Here is a 20022-nt window from a genome sequence, read left to right as displayed (position 1 = left end):
AATCGGTCATCTAGGGTGACGCCTGTGCGCATCGACCTGCACACGCACTCACGCGCCAGCGACGGCACCGACACCCCGACCGAGTTGGTGCACGCCGCGGCGCGCGCCGGCCTCGACGTGCTGGCGATCACCGACCACGACACCGCCGAGGGCTGGACCGAGGCGGCGGCCGCCGCCGACGACGTCGGGCTCACGCTCGTGCCGGGCATGGAGATCAGCACCCGCCACCACGGGCGCAGCGTGCACCTGCTGGCCTACCTGCCCGACCCGGCCTACCCGCCGCTGGCCGCGGAGCTCCAAAAGGTGCTCCACGGTCGGGCCGAGCGGGTGCCGACGATGGTCGAGCGGCTCAACGGCCTGGGCATCGACATCACCCAGGACGACGTACGCCGGGCGTCGGCGGGCGCGGTCGCGTCGGGGCGTCCGCACGTCGCCGACGCGCTGGTCACCCTCGGGGTGGTCGTCGACCGCACCGAGGCGTTCGACCGCTACCTCGGCTGGGGCAGGCCCGCCCACGTCGACCGCTACGCCGCCCCGCTGGAGACCACGATCCGGGCGGTCGCCGGCGCCGGCGGGGTGTCGGTCATCGCGCATCCGTGGGGACGCGGCGGCCTGGGCCGCCCCGACGAGGCGACGCTCGCGGAGCTGCAGGCGGTGGGGCTGGCCGGCATCGAGGTCGACCACCAGGACCATGATCCGGCGACCCGGGACCGGCTGCGGGCGATGGCCCGCGACCTCGGCCTGGTCGCCACCGGGTCGAGCGACTACCACGGGATCGGCAAGGCCGACCACGACCTCGGCTGCAACACCACGCACCCCGCGGAGCTGGAGCGGCTGCTGGCGCTCGCCGCCGACGCGTCCGCGCGCAGCGGGCGGGCGACGCCGACCGTGGTCACCGCCGGCCGAGCGACTGGAACCGCCTGAGCAGCGGGGTCGGGACGATCCGCGCCAGCCGGGCGATCACGCGGTACTGCGGGCTCGGGATCGACCACACCCGGCCCTTCTCGTGGTCGTCGAGCGCGGTCGCCACCAGCTCGTCGGCGTCGAGCCACAGGAAGCCCGGCGCGGAGCCGCGCGAGACGTCCATCCGCTCGTGGAACTCCGTCCTGGTGAACCCCGGGCACAGGCAGGTCACGGTGACGCCCCGGTCGCGATACTCGTAGGCGGCCCACTCGGAGAAGGAGTTCACCCACGCCTTGGCGGCGCTGTAGCTGCCGCGGGGCAGGAACGACGCCACGCTCGAGACGTTGATGACGCCGCCGCGACCGCGCTCGGCCATCGGGCCCAGCGCGGCGTGGCTCAGCCGCATCACCGCCGTCACCAGCACGTCGAGCATCGCCTGCTCGTCGTCGACCGCGTTGTCCAGGAAGCGCCTCTTCAGGCCGAAGCCGGCGTTGTTGACCAGCAGGTCGACCGGGCGGTCGCGGTCGGCGAGCCGGGCCTCGACCGCGGCCAGCTGCCCGCGGTCGACCAGGTCGGCCGGCAGCACCTCCACGTCGACGGCGTACGTCGAGCGCAGCAGCTCGGCCTCGGACTCCAGTCGCTCGCGGTCCCGCGCGACCAGCACCAGGTCGTGGCCCCGGCCGGCGAGCTGGTGGGCGAAGGAGCGGCCGATGCCGGCGGTGGCGCCGGTGACGAGCGCGGTGTGCCTCGAGTCGGACATGCCGTCGAGTCAAGCAGGTGTCGCCACGATGCGGCGACGCCGGTCCGGCATGATGGGCCTCGATGAGCACGACACTCGCGGTGGCCAACCAGAAGGGTGGCGTCGCCAAGACGACGACGGTCGCATCCGTCGGTGCGGCCCTGGCCGAGCTGGGCCACTCCGTGCTGCTGGTCGACCTCGACGCGCAGTCCTGCCTGACCTTCTCGCTGGGCATCGACCCCGAGGACCTCGAGGTCTCCGTGCACCAGGTGCTGACCCAGGGTCTCGACCCCGCCGAGGTCATCCTCGCCACCGACGAGGGCGTCGACCTGATGCCGGCCACCATCGAACTGGCCCGGGCCGAGGCCGAGCTGCTGACCCGCACCGGCCGCGAGCACGTCCTGAGGACCATGATCGAGACGCTCGCGGAGGACGGCACGGCGTACGACTGGATCCTGCTGGACTGCCCGCCCTCGCTCGGCGTGATGACGGTCGCCGCGCTGACCGCCGCCGACGGCGTGCTGATCCCGCTGCAGTGCGAGACGCTCTCGCACCGCGGGGTCGGTCAGCTGCTCGACACCGTCCACGACGTACGCCGGTTCACCAACCGCTCGCTCGAGGTGTGGGGCGTGCTGCCCACCCTGTACGACGGGCGCACCAACCACGCGCGCACCGTGCTCGAGACGATCTCGGAGACCTATGGCCTCGAGGTGGTCGAGCCGCCGATCCCGAAGACCATCAAGTTCGCCGAGGCGCCGGCCGCGGGGCGCTCGATCCTGGCGACCAGCCGGAGCAGCAAGGGCGCCCAGGCCTACCGCGACGCGACCGAGGCGCTGGTCGCCCGGGCGCAGCGACCGCGGTCGCGCCGCCGGAAGGGCCGGGCGTCGTGAGCCGGCACCGCGGCACGCCCGTGCGCCCGCGCTACGGCCGGCTGGCCGCGCTCGGCTCCTCGCTCGCGGTGACGGCCGTCGCCGTGCTCGGCTCGTTCGGGGTGTTCCCGGGCACCGGCGGCGCCGGGGGTGAACCGCTGGGCAGCGACCCGGCGGCCGCGATCGACGTGGCGGCCGACGCCGGCGCCGGCGTCGCACCGACGCCCGACGCGACGGCCTCGACCGACCCGACGGCGCGACGGGCCGGACGCTCCTCAGCCGACGCGGACACCGCCGACGTCGACGAGGCCGAGCAGGACCCGGCGCGCGATACCACGCTCCCGGACGGCTCGGGCACCGGCAAGCGGGTGGTCTTCAGCCAAGGCCGCCAGCGCGTGTGGCTGGTCGCCCGGGGCACGAAGGTGGAACGCACCTACCTGGTCTCCGGCAGCGTCTACGACAACCTCGACCCCGGCACCTACCAGGTGTACTCACGCTCGCAGCAGGCGTGGGGCATCGACGACTCCGGCACGATGCGCTACTTCGTCCGCTTCGCCAAGGGCGACCGCGCCGCGATCGGCTTCCACGACATCCCCGTCGACGACGGCAAGCCGGTCCAGACCGCCGCCCAGCTCGGCACCCCGCTGTCCCACGGCTGCATCCGCCAGAAGGAGTCCGACGCGATCGCGCTCTGGGACTTCGCCCCGCTCGGCACCACCGTGGTGGTCACCGCCTGACGGCGTACTTCTCGGGCACCTCATGCACTTCTGGGGTGATGCACCCCAGAAGTGCAGGGATACCCGGTGCACCGGGTATCCCTGCGCCCGACGGTCACTCCGCCGCAGGAGCCTTCTCGCCCGAGCCCGACGGACGCCGCCGGCGGCGCCGGTTGCGGCTGCTGCCGGCGGGCTTCTCGCCGCCCTCGGCGGCCGCCTCGGGGGCCTCCGGACCGCTGGAGGTCTCCGCGCCGACGCTCTCGCCGCCGCGGGTGCGGGTGCGCTGCCGGTTGCGGTTGCGCGCCGGCCGGTCGCCCCGGCGATCGGCGGAGCGTTCGCCCGAGCCCGACCGCTCCTCGCGCGGCTTGCGCTCGACCGGCTTCGGGTCGGCGATGCGGCCCTTGGTGCCCGGCGGGATGCCCTGGTCGTGGAAGAGGTGCTCGGAGGTGGAGTAGGTCTCGACCGGCTCGTCGAAGGGCAGGTCCAGCGCCTTGTTGATCAGCTTCCAGCGGTGCAGGTCGGCCCAGTCGACGAACGTGATCGCGATGCCGGAGGCGCCGGCGCGACCGGTGCGGCCGATCCGGTGCACGTAGGTCTTGTCGTCCTCGGGGCAGGTGTAGTTGATGACGTGGGAGACCCCGCGGACGTCGATGCCGCGCGCGGCGACGTCGGTGGCGACCAGCACCTGGATCTTGTCCTCGCGGAACTTCGTCAGCGCCTTCTCACGCGCGACCTGTGCCATGTCGCCGTGCAGCGGGCTGGCCTTGAAGCCGCGCTCGATGAGGTCGTCGGCGACCCGCTGCGCCTGCCGCTTGGTGCGGGTGAAGACGATGATCTTCTCGACGTCCTCTGCCTGCAGGATCCGGCCGATGATCTCCGGCTTGTCGAGGTCGTGAGCCTGGTAGATGAACTGCGCCGTGGCCGGCACGGTGGCGTTCTCGTACGACGACTCGGCGCGGATGTTCATCGGGTGCCGCATGTGCATCCGCGCGAGGGCGACGATGGCGGACGGCATGGTCGCGGAGAACAGCATCGTCTGCCGGGTCTCCGGGGTCATCCGCAGGATCTTCTCGACGTCGGGCAGGAAGCCGAGGTCGAGCATCTCGTCGGCCTCGTCGAGCACGAGCGCGTGGACGTGGGAGATGTCGAGCACCCGGCGGTTGGCGAGGTCGATCAGGCGGCCCGGCGTGCCGACGACGATGTCGACGCCGGCCTCGAGGGCCTCGATCTGCGGCTCGTAGCCGACGCCGCCGTAGACGGTGAGCACGCGCAGGCCGCGGTCGGCGCCGGCCAGGGCGAGGTCGCCGGAGACCTGGAGCGCGAGCTCGCGGGTCGGCGCCACGATCAGCGCCTGCGGCTTGCCCTGCGGAAGCTCGGCGTAGTCGGGGTCCTTGGGGGCGACGCTGCGCTGCAGCACCGGGATGCCGAAGGCGAGGGTCTTGCCGGTGCCGGTGCGGGCCTGGCCGATCAGGTCGGTGCCCAACAGGGCGACCGAGAGGGTCATCTCCTGGATGGCGAACGGTGTGGTGATGTCGGCGCGCTCGAGCGCGTCACAAATCTCGGGGAGCACCCCGAGCTCTCGGAACGTGGTCAGGGTCTTGTCGCTTTCGTGAGTCAGCCGGATCTGGTCCGAATGAGGACGGATGCGGCGGACTCTCCCCGGGACCTCCGGGCCGCGGTCTGCCGCGCACATACGCGGGTCGCAGGCCAGGGTCGTCGTGACGGTGGTAGCGACCTCTATCCCGACCACCATATCGGTAGGGTGCGCACGTGACCGCATCGACGCCCGTCGCCTTCGAGGACCCGCAGTACGTCGAGGCGGTCATCGACCTGCTGGGCGCGATCGCGTACGGCGAGATCTCCGCCTTCGAGCGGCTCGCAGAGGACGCCAAGCTGGCGCCCACCCTGGAGGACAAGGTCGCGATCGCGTCGATGGCCACGGCCGAGTTCGGGCACGTGGCGAAGCTCAACGACCGGCTCGCCGAGCTCGGGGCCGACCCGTTCGAGGCGATGGCGCCGTTCCGCACGGCGATCGACCGCTTCCACGAGCACACCGCGCCCGGGGACTGGTACGAAGGCCTGATCAAGGCCTACGTCGGCGACGGCCTCGCGAACGACTTCTACCGGGAGATCGCCGCCTACCTGGACGCCGACACCCGCGACCTCGTGGTCGCCTCGCTGGAGGACGCGGGCCACTCGGCGTTCGTCGTCGACCGGGTGCGCGCCGCGATCGCCGCGGACCCGCGGCTGGGCGGCCGGCTGGCGCTGTGGGGCCGGCGGCTGATGGGGGAGGCGCTGACCCAGGCGCAGCGGGTCGCGGCCGACCGCGACTCGCTCACCGCGCTGCTGGCCGGTGGCGTGGACCGGCCCGGACTGGACCTGGCGGCGATCGGCCGGATGTTCGCCCGGATCACCGAGCGGCACGCCGAACGGATGGCCGAGCTCGGCCTCGACTCGTAGCGGTGGTTGAGGTGCGGTGGTTGAGGTGCTCCGGAGCGAGGTACGAGCGTAGGAGCCTCGAAACCCGGTGAGGTGAGAGGCAGCCTGGGGTACGGCGGTGGTTGAGGTGCTCCGGAGCGAGGTACGAGCGTAGGAGCCTCGAAACCCGGTGAGGTGGGAAGCAGCCTCGGGGTACGGCGGTGGTTGAGGTGCTCCGGAGCGAGGCACGAGCGGAGGAGCCTCGAAACCCGGTGAGACGAGAAGCAGCCTCGGGTACGGAGGCGGTGGTTGAGGTGCTCCGGAGCGAGGTACGAGCGGAGGAGCCTCGAAACCCGGCGGGGTGAGAGGCGGCCTTGGGTACGGGCGGTGTGAACATCGCTGGGTTTCGAGGCTCGGGCCTGGCGGCCCTCGCACCTCAACCAGCGTGGGGTTCGGGCCTGGCGGCCCTCGCACCTCAACCAGCGTGGGGCCGGCTCAGGCGCGCCGCCGTCCGCTGACGCCGGCGGCCAGGGCCACCAGCACCGCGGCCGCCGCGACCTGCCAGCCGTGTCGCCACCAGTCGACGCCGAGGGTCTGCCGGTCCCAGAAGAGTCCGTAGAGGAAGTCGCCCGCCAGGCAGCCGCCGATGCCGCACAGGATCGTGAGCCACAGCGGGACCTCGTCGGTGTCCCCGGGGGCGACGAGCTTGCCGAGCAGGCCGATCAGCGTGCCACCCAGGACTGCCCAGAGCAGGGCGGAGACCATGGGCCGATCACCACCGAAGGATCAACTACGGAACCCGACCTGGCCGACGGTGCCGTGACCGAGCTCGACGTAGGCCAGCTTCGTCACCGGCACCAGCAGCTGCCGGCCCTTGCTGTCGCGGAGCGTGAGCACCCCGTCGTTCGCGACGGCGTCGGCGACCAGCTTCTGGACGTCGGCGGCGGACTCCTCGACATCGATGGTCAGCTCGCGGGCGGCGTTCTGGATGCCGATCTTGACCTCCACGAGGTCCTCCTTCGGGTTGCTGCGTCGGGGTGGGGGAGGGGGTGTCACTGGTCGTCGGTCAGCGGGTAGCCGCGGATGCCGCGCCACGCCAGTCCGGCGACCAGCGCGGTGGCGTCGTCGCGGTCGATGCCGCCCTGGTCCGAGAGCCAGAACCGGGCGCTCACCTGTGCCATTCCCACCAGGGAGACGGCGAGCAGCCGGGACGCCGCGCCGGACAGCCCGGTGTCGTCGTGGATGACGTGGGCGATCAGGGCGGCGCACTCGGTGGTGACCCGGTCGACGTGCTCGCGGACCGCGGGCTCGTTGGTCAGGTCGGACTCGAAGACCAGACGGAAGGCGCCGGTGTCGCTCCCGACGTACTCGAAGAAGACGTCGATGGCCGCGTGGACCCGCAGCTTGTTGTCGTCGGTGGACTCCAGCGCGCGGCGACAGTTGTCGATGATGGCGTCGCAGGACTGGTCGAGCAGGGCGACGTAGAGGTCGAGCTTGCCCGGGAAGTGCTGGTAGAGCACCGGCTTCGAGACCCCGGCGCGCTCGGCGATGTCGTCCATCGCGGCCGCGTGGTAGCCCTGCGCGACGAAGACCTCGAGGGCCGACGCCATCAGCTGGGCGCGGCGCTCGCGGCGGGGCATCCGGCCACCCCGGGGCCGCGCCGGTACGTCGTACTGCTCTGCCGTCACGCCCGAAACAGTACCGGTCGGTCACCCCCGTCCGGATGACGGGACGTCACGAGGCCGCGGCGGGGCGCCGGGGAACATGGCAGTACCGGAGGTTGTTCGTACGGACGAGACAACCAGCCCTGGCAGAACGAGGAGTACGCCGTGTCCTATCCCGCGCTCGTGGAGCCCGCGGACGAGCTGACCATCGACGAGGTGCGTCGCTACAGCCGGCACCTGATCATCCCGGACGTCGGCATGACCGGGCAGAAGCGGCTCAAGAACGCCAAGGTGCTGGTCATCGGCGCCGGCGGCCTGGGCAGCCCGGCGCTGCTCTACCTGTCCGCGGCCGGCGTCGGCACCATCGGCATCGCGGAGTTCGACGAGGTCGACGAGTCGAACCTGCAGCGCCAGGTGATCCACGGCGTGTCCGACATCGGGAAGTCCAAGGGGCTCTCGGCCAAGGAGTCGATCGCCGAGATCAACCCCTACGTCGAGGTGATCCTGCACGAGCAGCGCCTGGACAACGACAACGTCATGGACGTCTTCCGCGGCTACGACCTGATCCTCGACGGCACCGACAACTTCGCGACCCGCTACATGGTCAACGACGCGGCGTACTTCCTCGGGATCCCCTACGTCTGGGGCTCGATCTACCGCTTCGACGGCCAGGCCTCGGTGTTCGCGCCGAGCCTCGGCGACGACGCGCCGTGCTACCGGTGCCTCTACCCCGAGCCGCCGCCGCCGGGCATGGTCCCGAGCTGCGCCGAGGGTGGCGTGCTCGGCGTGCTCTGCGCCGCGATCGGCTCGATCCAGGTCAACGAGGGGATCAAGCTGCTGACCGGCATCGGCGAGCCGCTGGTCGGCCGCCTGATGATCTACGACGCCCTCGAGATGGAGTACCGCAAGCTCAAGGTTCGCAAGGACCCCAACTGCGCGCTGTGCGGCGACCACCCGACCGTCACCGGCCTGATCGACTACGAGACCTTCTGCGGCGCGGTCTCCGACGAGGCGGCCGAGGCCGCCGCCGGCTCGACGATCTCGGTCGTGCAGCTCGAGCACATGCTCAAGGAGCGCGAGGAGGGCACCCGCGACTTCGTGCTCGTCGACGTGCGCGAGCCCAACGAGTACGAGATCAACCAGATCCCCGGCTCGGTGCTGATCCCCAAGGGCGACTTCCTCAACGGCTCCGCCCTCGAGCAGCTGCCCGGCGACAAGCAGATCGTGATGCACTGCAAGACCGGCGTCCGCTCGGCCGAGACGCTCGCGATCGTCAAGGGCGCGGGCTACGCCGACGCCGTGCACGTCGGTGGCGGCGTGGTCGCCTGGGTCAACCAGATCGACCCGTCCCAGCCGTCGTACTGACCCAGCGCGCCGAGTCGGCGCAGATTTGCCCGCGAGTCGGCGCAGAGTGACCCCGTGAAGGGTCATGTGGCGCCGACTCGGCCTTTACTGGCGCGTAACCCGCCCGGCGGGCCCTCGTTGAGGCGGGCATGAGCCTCTCGCGTTCGCAGCTGGCCGCCGCTGTCGCGGCCGTGACCGTCACCCTGATGACCGCCGTGCTGATGGTGGTCATGCCGGCGCCGGCCGGCGCGGCGCCCACCTGGGCGCCGGCCGACAGCGCCCGGATCCACCCCGGCGTCCAGATGTACACGCAGGGTGCCCAGTGCACCGCCAACTTCGTGTTCACCGACGCCGCGGACAACGTCTACGTCGGGTACGCCGCGCACTGCGCCGGCACCGGTGAGGCGACCGACACCAACGGCTGCGACGTCGACTCGCTGCCGCTCGGCACGCCGGTCACGTTCAACGAGGGCGGCAGCCTGCTGAGCGAGGGCACCAAGGTCGGCTCGGGGACCTTGGCGTACTCCTCCTGGGACACGATGGGCAAGGTCGGCGAGACCGACGCCAACACCTGTGCCTACAACGACCTGGCGCTGGTCCGGGTCAGCCCGGCCGACGTGGCGAAGGTGAACCCGTCGATCCCGTTCTGGGGCGGTCCGACCGGCATCGACACCGACGGCACCGCTGCGGGCGACCGGGTCTGGACCTACGGCAACTCCAGCCTCCGCGCCGGCATCTCGCTGCTCTCCCCGCACACCGGCATCAGCCTCGGCGACGCCGCCGCCGACGGTGGTTGGTCGCACCCGCTCTACACGCTCACCCCGGGCGTGCCCGGTGACTCCGGCTCGGCGTTCCTCAGCGCCGACGGCAAGGCGGTCGGCGTCCTCTCCACGCTCGGCCTGGCCCCGCTCCCGGCGTCCAACAACATCGGCGACCTCGGCAAGGAGCTCGCCTACGCCCAGCAGCACTCCGGCATCGCCGGTCTCCGGCTGGTCAACGGCACGGAGGCGTTCGACCCGATCCTCTGATCGTGACCGCGATGTGACCTCCGAACCCACGTCGACGGCCGGGGCGGCCGGGTAGGTTGCCGAGCATGACCGCTCGGCGCGCCGGCCCCCTGGCCGTGGCGCTGGTGGCGGCGGGCGTCGTGGTCGCGGTGGTGCTGATCACGTGGGCCGCCTCGATCGGGCCCCGTGAGGTGCTCCGCGGTGACGGATGGCAGCCCGAGTCCACCAGCTCCGCCACGCCGCAGCAGGGCGCCTCCGCCAGCATCGCACCCGATCGCTCCGACGACACCGAGCGGGTCCCCAACAACCAGGGGCTCCTGCACGTGATGGCGCTGATCCTCAACGTCGCGGCGGTCATCCTCGCCGGTGTCCTGGTCGCCCGGCTGGTCCGCTGGGCACGGCGGGCCCGGCGCGAGCGACGTACCCGACTCGCCCGGCAGCGCTCCCTCGGGGCCGCGGAGTTCGACGTCATCGAGCCGGCCGTCGCCGTCGCCCGGGACCTGCTGGCCGACGCCGACGCCCAGCGTGACCTGCTCGGTGGCAGTACGCCGCGCAACGCCGTCGTCGCGTGCTGGCACCGGTTCGAGGTCACCGGGGCCGCCGCCGGCATGGAGCGTCACGAGTGGGAGACGTCGTCCGAGTACACCCTGCGCATCCTCGACCTGGTCGCCGCCGACACCGCGGCGGTCACCCGGCTGGCAGGGCTCTACCGGGAGGCGCGGTTCTCCACCCACGAGCTCACCGAGGCCGACCGGGCCGCGGCCCTCGCGGCGCTCGACGAGATCCACCGCACCATCCGGGCCCCCGCCCGGTCGAGCGGGGCGCGGGCATGAGCGGCGGTCGCTGGTGGCCGCGGGTCGCGGGCGCGGTCGCCGCCTTCGCCGGCTTCGAGGTGCTGCTGACGGTGATCGAGGCCGACCCCGACCCGATCCGGCTCGCGCTCCTGGTCGCGATCTGCACGGCCCTGCTGGGGCTGCTCGTCGACGCGCTCGGCGGTGCCGAGCCGTCCTGGCGGGTCGAGGTGGAGCGCCCGTCGGTGCGCGAGAGCGGCGACCCCCGGCTGGTGCGGTACGTCGCGCTCATCGAGGCCCACCTCTCGTCCCGCACCGCCGAGCACGCCCTGCGCGACCGGCTGGCGCAGCTCGCCGACCAGGTGCTGCGCCAGCGACACGGACTGCACCGCGACGACCCCGAGGCCGCGCAGCTGCTCGGCCCGGAGCTGGTCGGCGTACTCTCCGGACCGCCGCGGCGGCTCAGCCGAGCCGAGATCGACCGTTGCCTGACCGCCATCGAGGAGCTGTGACGATGAGCCAGTCCAACACCGGGAGCAGGAGCATCACGGACGCCGCCGAGCAGGCCGGCCACGTGCTCGCCGAGGTCGAGAGGGCGATCGTCGGCAAGCGCGAGGCGCTGATGCTGGTGCTGGCCGCCGTGCTCGCGAAGGGGCACGTGCTGCTCGAGGACTACCCGGGCCTGGGCAAGACGCTGGCTGCGCGCTCCTTCGCCCGGGCGCTGGGCCTGGAGTTCCGGCGGGCCCAGTTCACCCCCGACCTGCTGCCGGCCGACCTGACGGGCTCGTTCGTCTACGACCAGCGCGAGGCCCGCTTCGACTTCCGGCCCGGCCCGCTCTTCACCGGCCTGCTGCTGGCCGACGAGATCAACCGGACCCCGCCCAAGACCCAGGCCGCACTGCTCGAGGCCATGCAGGAGCGGCAGGTCACCGTCGAGGGGGAGACCTTCCCGCTGCCGGCGCCCTTCCACGTGCTGGCGACCGCGAACCCGATCGAGTACGAAGGCACCTATCCGCTCCCCGAGGCGCAGCTCGACCGGTTCCTGCTGCGGGTCAGCTTCGGCTACCCGGCCCCGGCCGAGGAGTACGACGTGCTGGCCCGGCGGCTGGATCGCCGCCAGGAGGAGGTCGAGCTCGAGCAGGTCACCGACGCGGACGGGCTGCTCGCGATGCAGGCCGCGGTCGAGTCGGTGACCGTCGACGAGAGCGTCGCGCGCTACTGCGTCGACCTCGCGACCGCGACCCGCACCCACCCCGACGTGCTGACCGGCGCCTCGCCGCGCGGCTCGCTCGGGCTGGTGCTGGCCGCCCGGGCGTTCGCGGTGCTCCGCGGCCGCGACTACGTGATCCCCGAGGACGTGAAGGCCGTCGCCCGCTCGGTGCTGGCGCATCGCATCACGGTGCGGCCCGAGCTCTGGATGACCGACGCCAGCGGCCGGGGCGTCGTCGACGCCGTGGTCACCCAGGTGCCGACCCCGGCCACCCTCGAGCCGAGATGATCAGGATGGGTCGACCATCGGGCGGGGGTACGGCCGGGGAGCGGTGGGTGTTCCACGTCTTTCAGCGGGGATCAGGTGGATCGCCCACCGCCGCCCGGCTCCGGCAGCACCGGGCGGTGTGCCAGTGAGCCACCCCGACGCCCAGTGGCGGCCGACCGGTGCGCTCGGTCGCGCGGTCGTGGTCGCCGCGGTCGCGGTCTGCGGCGCGCTGCTCGTCGGCGACCCGGCGCTGCTGGTGATCGCGGTGCCGTTCGTCGCGATCGCGACGCTCGGCCTGCTGCACCGGCCGGTCCGGTCGCCGGTGCTGGCCGCCCGGCTCGACCACGCCTCGCTGCACGAGGGACAGGGCACCACGTCGCGGCTGACCCTGGCCGACGCCGACGACGCGGAGTACCTCACCCGGGCGAGCGGGCACGCGCCGTACGTCGCGATGCGGCCGCACCAGGGTCAGGTCGGCGCCCTGCTCGACGGCCCGGCCGGCCCGGCGCCGCTCGTCGAGATGAGCCCCCGGCGCTGGGGCCGGCGGGTCCTCGGCGAGGAGAAGGTGGCGCTGATGTCGCCGTGGGCGGGCTACCGGTTCGGGCCGCTGCTGCTCGGCGGCCAGCAGCTGCGAGTGCTGCCCGCGACCTCGGCGTACGACTCCCGCGCCGAGGCGCCGCACCCGCTCGGCCTGGTCGGCGCCCACCGCTCCCGACGGCCTGGTGCGGGCACCGAGCTCGCCGGGATCCGGCCCTTCCTGCCGGGCGATCGGCTGCGCCGTGTCAACTGGCGGGTCTCGCTGCGCACCGGAGACCTCCACGTCGTCAGCACCCGTGCCGAGGAGGACACCGGCGTGCTGCTGGTGGTCGACGCGTTGGCCGACCACGGCGCGTCCGGGGGCGTCGACGGCCCGTCGAGCAGCCTGGACCTCTCGGTGCGCGCCGCCTCCGCGATCGCCGAGCACCACGTGCGCTCGGGCGACCGGGTGGCGCTGCGCGTGGTCGGTCGCGGTCGCGAGCTGGTCGGCTACGGCACCGGCACCCGGCACCTGCGGCGGCTGCACCACACGCTGGCCGGGATCAGGCCCGGGGAGATGGTCGGAGAGGCCGATCCCGGCGTGCTGCAGCTCGGGGTCACCGGCGGCACCGTGGTCATCCTGCTGTCGCCGATGCTGGCCGAGTCGATCGGCACGGTGGCCGCGATGCTCACCCGGCGCGGAGTGCCGGTGCTCGTCGTGGACACCCTGCCCGGCGACGTACGTCCCGGTGTCGCGGAGGGCACCGACCCGCGGACCGCCATGCTGGCCTGGCGGATGCGGGTGCTCGAGCGGTCGATGGTGCTGCGGCGCCTGGCGGCCCTGGGCTGCCCGGTGGTGCCGTGGCGCGGCCCCGGAACCATCGACGACGTGCTGCGCCGGCTGGCCCGGCGCGCCGAGCTGCCACGGGTGGCGGCGCGATGACCACGATGGTGGGCGAGACGATGACCGAGCTCGGCGAGCTCTCCCGCGGCCAGCTGGTGCTGCGCGTCGTGGTGCTCCTGGGCCCCGTGGTGGCCCTGCTCGCGAGCGGACCGGCGGGGCACTGGCCGCCGTGGTGGGTGATCGCGCTCGTCGTCGGGCTCGCCGGCGGCTTCGCGGCGTTCCCGGAGTCGCCGGTCGGCGTCGTCGCGATCCTCACCGTGCTGGTCTGGTGGACCGCGGCCCTCGACGACGGCCTGCACCCCGCCGTGCTGGTCGCCGCGACCGCGCTGCTGGCCTCCCACGTGGCGGCGGTGCTCGCGTCGTACGGCCCCGGCGAGATGCCGGTCGACCCCGCGCTGCTGCGGCTGTGGGCGGTGCGCGGCACACTGCTGCTGGTCGCGGTGCCGCTGGTCTGGGGGCTCGCCCTGCTGCTGCGCGGCGAGGCCGAGGAGCCCGGCATCTGGGTCGTCGGCGTCGCGACCGGCCTGGTCGGCACCGTCGCGGCCGGGGTCGTGCTGACCTCGCGCCAGCAGGAGGAGGAGTCGTGAGCCTCGATCACGAGTGGTACGTCGAGCTGGTGCTGCGCTGCGTCGAGTCGATCCCTCGCGGCCGGGTCACGACGTACGGCGCCATCGCCGAGGTGGTCGGCCCGGTCGTCGGCGGGGGTGGCCCGCGGTTGGTCGGCACGGTGATGGCCAACCACGGCGCCCCGGTGCCCTGGTGGCGGGTGGTGCGCGCCGACGGCTCGCTGCCGCCGAGCCACCAGGGCGAGGCCCGCCAGGCCTACCTGGAGGAGGGCACTCCGCTGCGGCCCTCCGGCAACGTCGACCTGCGCGCGGCGTTCTGGAGGCCGCCGGAGCCGATCCCAACCTGACCTGATCGGGCTATTCCCGGCCCCGCCCGCGCGGAGGACGCTGCTGGGATCGCTCGATCGGAGGTTGGGATGGAACCCAGGAAGCGTCTTCTGAACGGCCGGCAGCTCACCACGGTCTTCGTGGTCGGCTGCCTGACCCTGGTGCTGCTCCCGTGGGGCGCGTGGGCGGCCAAGAAGCAGTTCGTCACGATCACCGGCAAGGGTGGCCAGCAGGCGGCGGTGTCCAAGGGCGGTGGTCTCAAGGTCACCGACGGCAAGGGCCCGATGACCGTCGACGGCAACGTGGGCGTCACCGGCAACGTCGGAGTGACGGGCAATGTGGGAGTGTCCGGCAGGATCGGGGTCGACGGCACCGTCACCACCCAGGCCGCCGGCACGCCGTTCCAGGTCGCCGACACGCTCAACGGCACGACGTCCCGGCGCTACGTGCTCGGGCACGGCCGGGTCGCGGTGACCGACGCGGTACTGAGTCAGGACAACACCGGCTCGACCCGGCTGAACCTCAGCCTCCGGATCCAGGCGGGCAACAGCGACTGCTCGACGGTCAGCGGCCCGTACCTGGGCCGGATCGTCGAGTACTCCTACCTGCCCGCCCAGGAGGTCGTGCCGGTGAGCTTCACGACGCCGGTCGTCGCCACCGCCGAGACGGTCTGCCTGGTGCCGTCGGTGGGGTCGAACTCCGGTCTCTTCTTCAGCTTCGTCGTGAACGGCGTGCAGCTGTAGGTCGGGGCGCGTCGAGACACCCGGAATGGCCGCTGCTCGGCCCTGCCGAGAGCCATTCCGGGTGTCTCGACGGGAAACTCAGGCCCGCGCGCGGGTCAGCTCGGCCAGCCGGGCGAGCGCCTTCGGGAAGATCTCCGCGGGCGGGGTGACCAGACCGGCGCCGACCTGTCCGACGCCGGCCACCCGCCCGGCCATGCCGGTGTTGATCTGCGGCAGGATGCCGGTGCGGCACACCATGCTGACGTCGATGCCGGTCGGGGTGCCCTGGAACTCCAGCACGGGCACCGACCAGCGCGGGTTCTCCCCGAGCGTGATCTCGTGCATCCGCCGGGTGGTCGCGAGCGCGTCCGGGACCGAGCCACCGACCAGCCGGACGATCGCCGGCGCGGTCGCCATCGCGAAGCCGCCGATGCCGGCGCTCTCGGTGATCGCCGAGTCGCCGATGTCGGGGTTGGCGTCCTCGGGACCGTAGCTGCCGAGGAAGAGGCCGTCGGCGAGCTGGGCCGGCCCGGTGAACCACTCGTCGCCGGTGCCGGCGACCTGGATGCCGAAGTCGGTGCCGTTGCGGGCCATCGCCACGACCATCGTCGACCCCTCGATGCCGCGGGCGGCGTCGAGGGCGAGCTTGCACGCGGGCATCGCGAGGTTGAGGAAGAAGTGGTCGTTGCCGCCGATGAAGCGCAGCGTCTCGGCGACGTCGGCGGAGTCCATCCCACTCGTCACCATCGCGGGAGAGAGGTCGCGCAGCAGCATCAGGGTGCCGGCCCGGTTGCGGTTGTGGGCCTCGTCGCCCATCTGCAGCATCTGGGTGAGGATGCCGGTGACGTCGACCGGTTCGGATCCGCGCACCGCCTTCTGCAGCAGTGGGCCGAGCACGTCGCGCATCCAGCGCAGCCGGGTCAGCACCTCGGAGGAGTAGGCGCCGTAGCGCAGCACCTTGCCGAGCCCCTCGTTGAGGGAGCAGTAGGTACGCCGGCCGGTGGTGGCGTCCTCGAGCACGAACATCCACATGCTCGGCGTGACGACGCCGGCCATCGGGCCGACCGCGGAGCGGTGGTGGCAGGGCTCGAAGGAGACGTTCGCGCCCGACTCGAAGATCGCGACCGCGTCCTCCGGGTCGGCGACGAGGCCCTCCAGTGCGGCACCGCCCATCAGCGCGCCCTTGAGCGGGCCGGACATCCGGTCCCAGGTGATCGGCGGTCCGGCGTGCAGGAACTGGCCGGCCTCGAGGCCGAGCAGCTCGGACGCCGGAGCGACGTCGACCAGCGTGGCGGTGACGCCGAGCATGGCGGCGAGGGCGCGCTCGTTGGCGGTACGCCGCAGCGGGTTGGCCGCCACGGTGGCCAGGTCGGCCTCGGTGCCGGTCATCGGCGGCCGCCAGTCGACCCGGGTCACCGGGGTGGCCTGGTCGGCGACGGCGTCGGCGAGCAGGTCGGCACCGACGTTGGCGACGGCGGTGGGGGTGGTGGTCACTTGGTGCCTCCCAGCAGCTCGATGGCGCGGCGCGTCGCGCCGGCGTTGGACAGGTAGACCTCGGCGCCGGCCTCGGCGAGCGTGCGGACCTGCCGCGCGCGGCCCTGCGGGTCGCCCTCGGTGCCGACGACCGCCACGACGACCGGCTTGTCGACCGCGGCGATCGCGGGCGCCAGCAGCGCGGTGGGGTCGGCCTCGGCGCCGTGGCCGAGTACGACGTCGAGCAGCACGACCGCGGTCTCGGGGTCGGCCGCCGCCCGGGCCAGGTGCTCCAGCCGCAGGCTCGGGTCGATCATCGGGTGCGCGCGGCCCGCGGTGTAGGCGTCGTCGCCGAAGTCGATGAACGTGTGCCCGGCATCGGCCCCGAGCGCGTCGGCGGCGATCAGCTTGGCCTCGCTCTGCAGCGTGCCGCCGACGAACAGGCCGCGCAGCGCGGTGCCGCCCGACGGTGCCGCGGCGGTGCCCTCGACCGGCCAGGCCGGCACGTCGCGGCCGAGCCGGCGCAGCACCGACTCGGCGGCCGCGGTGAGGTCGGGCCGGCCGGCGCCGAGGAGCGCGAACTCGACCGGGGTGGCCAGGCTCGCGGCGTACGCCTCGATCTCGGCGGCGACGTCGGCCGCCGGGGGCTTGGAGATCACCACGATCAGGTCGACGGCGGGGTCCTCGTCGAGCCGCCGCATCGCCTCGCGCGTCGAGGCGCCACGGACCTCCGAGGAGAGGTCGCGGCCGCCGACGCCGAGCGCCGAGGACACGCCCACGCCCGCGTGGTCGAGCAGCGCCAGGAGCTGCTGGCACCCGGTGCCCGAGGCGGCGACGATGCCGACCGGCCCGGGCGCGACGACGTTCGCGAAGCCGAGGCCGAGGCCGCCGACGACGGCGGTGCCGCAGTCGGGGCCCATCACCAGCACGCCGCGCTCCGCGGCGGCGCGCTTGAGCGCCACCTCCTGCTCGACCGGCACGTTGTCGCTGAAGACCATCACGTCGCGGCCCGCGTCGACGGCGTCCATCGCCTCGACCAGCGCGTTCGCGCCCGGGACCGAGACCAGCGCCACCGCGTCAGGGGTACGTCGCAGCGCGCTCGACGTGGTGCGCGGCGGGGCGACCTCCGTCGGGCCGTCGACCCGCCTGGTCGCGTCGCGCAGCGCCTGGTCGACGCCGGCCAGCGCCGAGGCCAGGGCGTCCGGCTCCGCGAGCCGGATGGCGACGACCATGTCGTTGGTCGTCGCCTCCGCGGGGACCTCGAAGCCCATCTCGGTCAGCACCTCGATGTTGAGGGCGGTCGCCATCGCGACCTGCGCGGCGAGCACGCCGTCGAGGCCCTGCACGGTGCGGCTGACCTGGAGCAGCGTGACGGAGTCGGCGTAGGCGCCGGCCCGCAGCTCGACGTGGGTGAGACTCGGAGGAGTGTTCATGCAGCGCCTTCCAGAGGGGAGAGATGGGCGAGGGCGAGACGGGCGCCGTGCAGCAGCCCGCGACCGGAGGAGTGGCCGACGGCGGCCAGGGCCGCCGCACGATCGACCTCGGCAGGGGTCGAGAGCGCGTGCAGCCACAGGGCGAACTCGGGGATCACCTCACCGTGCATCGCACAGTCGAGCAGGGTCGCCGAGAGCAGCGTGGTGCGATCGAGGCAGGCCCGGATCTCGGCGTCGACCGCCGGCGTCGCGATGCCCGCGGCGCGGTGCACGGCCAGCCAGCCGCACAGCACGTCGTCGTCGTACGGCGTGAGGCCGTCGCCCCGGCCGATCATGGCCGGCACGTCGCCGGGCGCCGGTGCGGGCGTCGTCGCCGGGGTGCGGATCGACGGCACGTGCACCTCGACCAGCCGCCCGATCGTCAGCGCGACGTCGTCGGCGTCGGAGTCGAGGTGCAGCACGCCGTCGGCGACGTGTGCCGCACGGGCCTCGGGCACCGAGGCCGCGTCGATGCGCAGGGCGCACGGCACCGCGGTCGCCCGGCGCGAGACCACGCCGACGCAGAGGCCGGCGAGCTCGACGTACACGGCGTCGCGGCCGCGGTGGACCACGGGCACCGCGCCGTCGGGCGCGTCGCGGAGCGCGTCGCGGACCCGCGGCGGCGCGCTGCAGGGGACGACGCGGGCGGGGCTCACCACACTGACGCTAGCGGGGGGATTACCGTTTGGGGATGTCAGGTTGTGCCGATGCCAGCGGTGAGGGAGTGCAAGTCTTGATAAGCGGGGACCGTGAGGAGCTCGCCAGTGCCGCGTTGGCGCGCGTGGACGCGCTGCACACCGGGTTGACCCAGATCGTGCTCGAGGGCGGCAACCTCGACGGCATCGCCGCCGAGGTGAGCCGGGTGCTCGGCGTGGGCGTCGCGTTCACCTCGACCGACGGCCGGGTCCGCGCCGCCGCGCTCTCGCCCGAGCACGAGGAGGCGCTCGCCCGGCACCAGCTCCTCGACCCCACCGGCCGGATCCGCGTCGAGCGGATCGGCTCCACCGGCACCGCCATCGGGCCGGGCGCCGCCCAGGTCTCGCGGGTCGCCGCCGGCGGCGTCGACCTGGCCCGCCTGGTCTGCCTGCGCCCCGACGAGCCGATCACCGCCGACGACGTGCACGCGCTGGAGCGGGCCGCCGCCGTGGCCGCGCTGCTGATCACCCGCGAGGCCGCGGTCGCGGCGGTGGAGAACAAGTACCAGGGCGACTTCCTGCGCGACGTGCTGCTGCGCCGCAGCGGCCGCTCCCAGGACCTCGCCTACGTCGACGAGCACGCCGACACCTTCGGCTGGGACCTGCGCCGCCCGGTCATCGTCGTGGTCGCCGAGCTCGACGCGGTGAGCGGCGACGAGCCGGGCACCAGCGCCCAGCGCCGGCAGTGGCAGGAGCGCTTCGCCGCGGCCTGGCGGCAGGTCTGCGCCTCGATCGGCGACGGCATCCCCAACGTCGACCTCTCCACCGAGGTCGTCGCCCTGCTGCCGTTGACCGAGGACGACGAGTCGCCGGTGCCCGGCCACGGCGTGGTGCGCCGGGCGGTCACGGCGGTGCGCGGGGACAAGGGGGGCGGTCGGCGCCCGTTCTCGGTCGGCGTCAGCCGGGTCGCCTCCGCGCTCGACGAGCTGCCCGCGGCGTACGCGCAGGCGCGCCGGGCCGTCGAGGTGGGCCGGCGGGTCCAGGGCGGCGGCTCCATGACGTTCTTCGACCAGCTGGGCGTGCACCGGCTGATCGCGCTGATCCCCGACACCGCGCAGGGCGGCGCGGAGCTGCGGGCGTTCGTCGCCGACGTGCTCGGCCCGCTGGCCGAGCAGACCACCGAGGCGGCCGACCTGCGCGAGACCCTCCAGGTGCTGCTCGACACGAACTTCAACGTCGCCGAGGCCGCACGCGTGCAGTTCTTCCACTACAACACGATGCGCTACCGCGTCTCGAAGCTGGAGCGGCTGCTCGGCCCGCTCTCGACCGACCCGCACCTGCGCCTCGACGTGGCGGTGGCGCTCCGGGTCCTGGAGATCGCGGGCTGAGCCCATCCCGACAAGTGGTGCCATCTCCCTCGGCGTTCCTTCGGCATTTCTCGCCCTCGTGGTGTGTCATGGCTCTCACTAAGTTGAGCAG

General features: G+C 73.3%; 22 protein-coding genes. 14 read left to right on the top strand and 8 right to left on the bottom strand.

The window, feature by feature from the left end; all coding sequences use genetic code 11:
• The first annotated feature begins 24 nt into the window (after nt 1-24).
• On the top strand, nt 25-924 hold the full coding sequence (locus KM427_RS19365; protein ID WP_215524983.1) for a PHP domain-containing protein: 900 nt from the start codon (nt 25-27) through the stop codon (nt 922-924).
• Here the strand turns inward: KM427_RS19365 and KM427_RS19360 are convergent.
• A complete protein-coding gene (locus KM427_RS19360; RefSeq protein ID WP_215524982.1) occupies nt 893-1663 on the bottom strand; it encodes an SDR family NAD(P)-dependent oxidoreductase in 771 nt (256 codons plus the stop codon). The two genes, KM427_RS19365 and KM427_RS19360, sit on opposite strands and share 32 nt — an antisense overlap.
• Nucleotides 1664-1725: 62 nt before the next feature.
• Here KM427_RS19360 and KM427_RS19355 point away from each other — a divergent pair, with 62 nt between their 5' ends.
• Nucleotides 1726-2532 (top strand): ParA family protein, encoded by an 807-nt coding sequence (locus KM427_RS19355; RefSeq protein WP_215524981.1) that lies wholly within the window; start codon nt 1726-1728, stop codon nt 2530-2532.
• A complete protein-coding gene (locus tag KM427_RS19350; RefSeq protein WP_215524980.1) occupies nt 2529-3248 on the top strand; it encodes a L,D-transpeptidase in 720 nt (239 codons plus the stop codon). The genes KM427_RS19355 and KM427_RS19350 overlap by 4 nt, the downstream gene beginning before the upstream one ends.
• 94 nt (nt 3249-3342) lie before the next feature.
• On the opposite strand, the gene KM427_RS19345 is transcribed toward KM427_RS19350, so the two are convergent.
• Nucleotides 3343-4797 carry a DEAD/DEAH box helicase gene (locus KM427_RS19345; protein ID WP_252274678.1) on the bottom strand — a complete coding sequence of 485 codons (1455 nt, stop codon included), beginning with the start codon at nt 4795-4797 and terminating at the stop codon, nt 3343-3345.
• Between the two features lie 200 nt (nt 4798-4997).
• Between KM427_RS19345 and KM427_RS19340 the strand changes: the two genes are divergently transcribed.
• On the top strand, nt 4998-5687 hold the full coding sequence (locus KM427_RS19340) for a ferritin-like fold-containing protein (RefSeq protein WP_215524978.1): 690 nt from the start codon (nt 4998-5000) through the stop codon (nt 5685-5687).
• A gap of 453 nt (nt 5688-6140) precedes the next feature.
• Here KM427_RS19340 and KM427_RS19335 read toward each other — a convergent pair whose 3' ends face one another.
• From KM427_RS19335 to KM427_RS19325, 3 genes are read right to left on the bottom strand one after another with little or no spacing between them, the layout of a single operon-like run.
• Entirely contained in the window at nt 6141-6410 is a 270-nt protein-coding gene (locus KM427_RS19335; protein ID WP_215524977.1) for a hypothetical protein, read from the bottom strand.
• Between the two features lie 21 nt (nt 6411-6431).
• Nucleotides 6432-6653, bottom strand: coding sequence for a DUF3107 domain-containing protein (locus tag KM427_RS19330; protein ID WP_183593135.1), 222 nt, complete (start codon nt 6651-6653; stop codon nt 6432-6434).
• Between the two features lie 44 nt (nt 6654-6697).
• Entirely contained in the window at nt 6698-7285 is a 588-nt protein-coding gene (locus KM427_RS19325; RefSeq protein WP_183593824.1) for a TetR/AcrR family transcriptional regulator, read from the bottom strand.
• 189 nt (nt 7286-7474) lie between these two features.
• Here KM427_RS19325 and moeZ point away from each other — a divergent pair, with 189 nt between their 5' ends.
• From moeZ to KM427_RS19280, 9 genes are all read left to right on the top strand, one after another.
• Nucleotides 7475-8674 carry an adenylyltransferase/sulfurtransferase MoeZ gene (gene moeZ / locus KM427_RS19320; protein ID WP_215524976.1) on the top strand — a complete coding sequence of 400 codons (1200 nt, stop codon included), beginning with the start codon at nt 7475-7477 and terminating at the stop codon, nt 8672-8674.
• Nucleotides 8675-8802: 128 nt separating this feature from the next.
• On the top strand, nt 8803-9681 hold the full coding sequence (locus KM427_RS19315) for a hypothetical protein (RefSeq protein WP_183593137.1): 879 nt from the start codon (nt 8803-8805) through the stop codon (nt 9679-9681).
• A gap of 65 nt (nt 9682-9746) precedes the next feature.
• Entirely contained in the window at nt 9747-10493 is a 747-nt protein-coding gene (locus KM427_RS19310) for a DUF4129 domain-containing protein (protein ID WP_215524975.1), read from the top strand.
• On the top strand, nt 10490-10963 hold the full coding sequence (locus KM427_RS19305; RefSeq protein ID WP_183593139.1) for a hypothetical protein: 474 nt from the start codon (nt 10490-10492) through the stop codon (nt 10961-10963). Before KM427_RS19310 ends, KM427_RS19305 begins: the two co-directional genes overlap by 4 nt.
• Before the next feature lie 2 nt (nt 10964-10965).
• On the top strand, nt 10966-11949 hold the full coding sequence (locus KM427_RS19300; RefSeq protein ID WP_215524974.1) for an AAA family ATPase: 984 nt from the start codon (nt 10966-10968) through the stop codon (nt 11947-11949).
• A 124-nt stretch (nt 11950-12073) separates the two neighbouring features.
• On the top strand, nt 12074-13387 hold the full coding sequence (locus tag KM427_RS19295; protein ID WP_215524973.1) for a DUF58 domain-containing protein: 1314 nt from the start codon (nt 12074-12076) through the stop codon (nt 13385-13387).
• A complete protein-coding gene (locus KM427_RS19290) occupies nt 13384-13935 on the top strand; it encodes a hypothetical protein (RefSeq protein WP_215524972.1) in 552 nt (183 codons plus the stop codon). The genes KM427_RS19295 and KM427_RS19290 overlap by 4 nt, the downstream gene beginning before the upstream one ends.
• Complete coding sequence (locus KM427_RS19285) at nt 13932-14261, top strand: MGMT family protein (RefSeq protein WP_183593143.1); 330 nt, start codon at nt 13932-13934, stop codon at nt 14259-14261. The genes KM427_RS19290 and KM427_RS19285 overlap by 4 nt, the downstream gene beginning before the upstream one ends.
• 69 nt (nt 14262-14330) lie before the next feature.
• Nucleotides 14331-14984, top strand: coding sequence for a hypothetical protein (locus tag KM427_RS19280; RefSeq protein ID WP_215524971.1), 654 nt, complete (start codon nt 14331-14333; stop codon nt 14982-14984).
• Nucleotides 14985-15062: 78 nt separating this feature from the next.
• Here the strand turns inward: KM427_RS19280 and KM427_RS19275 are convergent, their stop codons facing one another.
• From KM427_RS19275 to KM427_RS19265, 3 genes are read right to left on the bottom strand one after another with little or no spacing between them, the layout of a single operon-like run.
• Nucleotides 15063-16457, bottom strand: a complete 1395-nt coding sequence (locus KM427_RS19275; protein ID WP_215524970.1) for a YlbE family protein — start codon at nt 16455-16457, stop codon at nt 15063-15065.
• Nucleotides 16454-17869: an AllF/FdrA family protein gene (locus KM427_RS19270; RefSeq protein WP_215524969.1), complete on the bottom strand. Its 1416-nt coding sequence runs from the start codon at nt 17867-17869 to the stop codon at nt 16454-16456. The genes KM427_RS19275 and KM427_RS19270 overlap by 4 nt, the downstream gene beginning before the upstream one ends.
• A complete protein-coding gene (locus KM427_RS19265) occupies nt 17866-18564 on the bottom strand; it encodes an oxamate carbamoyltransferase subunit AllH family protein (protein WP_215524968.1) in 699 nt (232 codons plus the stop codon). Before KM427_RS19265 ends, KM427_RS19270 begins: the two co-directional genes overlap by 4 nt.
• 125 nt (nt 18565-18689) lie before the next feature.
• Between KM427_RS19265 and KM427_RS19260 the strand changes: the two genes are divergently transcribed.
• A complete protein-coding gene (locus KM427_RS19260) occupies nt 18690-19931 on the top strand; it encodes a PucR family transcriptional regulator (RefSeq protein ID WP_215524967.1) in 1242 nt (413 codons plus the stop codon).
• Nucleotides 19932-20022 lie beyond the last annotated feature (91 nt).

Origin of the sequence: Nocardioides sp. LMS-CY, from assembly GCF_018732145.1 — a bacterium.
GTDB lineage: Bacteria > Actinomycetota > Actinomycetes > Propionibacteriales > Nocardioidaceae > Nocardioides > Nocardioides soli.
Note: the sequence above shows the minus strand (reverse complement) of the source record. Positions and strands in the feature narration are given on the sequence as shown.

Coding starts and splice junctions, on each gene's coding strand:
- KM427_RS19360 (WP_215524982.1), bottom strand. CDS start 1,663: ATGTCCGACTCGAGGCACACCGCGCTCGTCACCGGCGCCACCGCCGGC.
- KM427_RS19355 (WP_215524981.1), top strand. CDS start 1,726: ATGAGCACGACACTCGCGGTGGCCAACCAGAAGGGTGGCGTCGCCAAG.
- KM427_RS19335 (WP_215524977.1), bottom strand. CDS start 6,410: ATGGTCTCCGCCCTGCTCTGGGCAGTCCTGGGTGGCACGCTGATCGGC.
- KM427_RS19325 (WP_183593824.1), bottom strand. CDS start 7,285: ATGCCCCGCCGCGAGCGCCGCGCCCAGCTGATGGCGTCGGCCCTCGAG.
- KM427_RS19315 (WP_183593137.1), top strand. CDS start 8,803: ATGAGCCTCTCGCGTTCGCAGCTGGCCGCCGCTGTCGCGGCCGTGACC.
- KM427_RS19310 (WP_215524975.1), top strand. CDS start 9,747: ATGACCGCTCGGCGCGCCGGCCCCCTGGCCGTGGCGCTGGTGGCGGCG.
- KM427_RS19305 (WP_183593139.1), top strand. CDS start 10,490: ATGAGCGGCGGTCGCTGGTGGCCGCGGGTCGCGGGCGCGGTCGCCGCC.
- KM427_RS19300 (WP_215524974.1), top strand. CDS start 10,966: ATGAGCCAGTCCAACACCGGGAGCAGGAGCATCACGGACGCCGCCGAG.
- KM427_RS19290 (WP_215524972.1), top strand. CDS start 13,384: ATGACCACGATGGTGGGCGAGACGATGACCGAGCTCGGCGAGCTCTCC.
- KM427_RS19280 (WP_215524971.1), top strand. CDS start 14,331: ATGGAACCCAGGAAGCGTCTTCTGAACGGCCGGCAGCTCACCACGGTC.
- KM427_RS19270 (WP_215524969.1), bottom strand. CDS start 17,869: ATGAACACTCCTCCGAGTCTCACCCACGTCGAGCTGCGGGCCGGCGCC.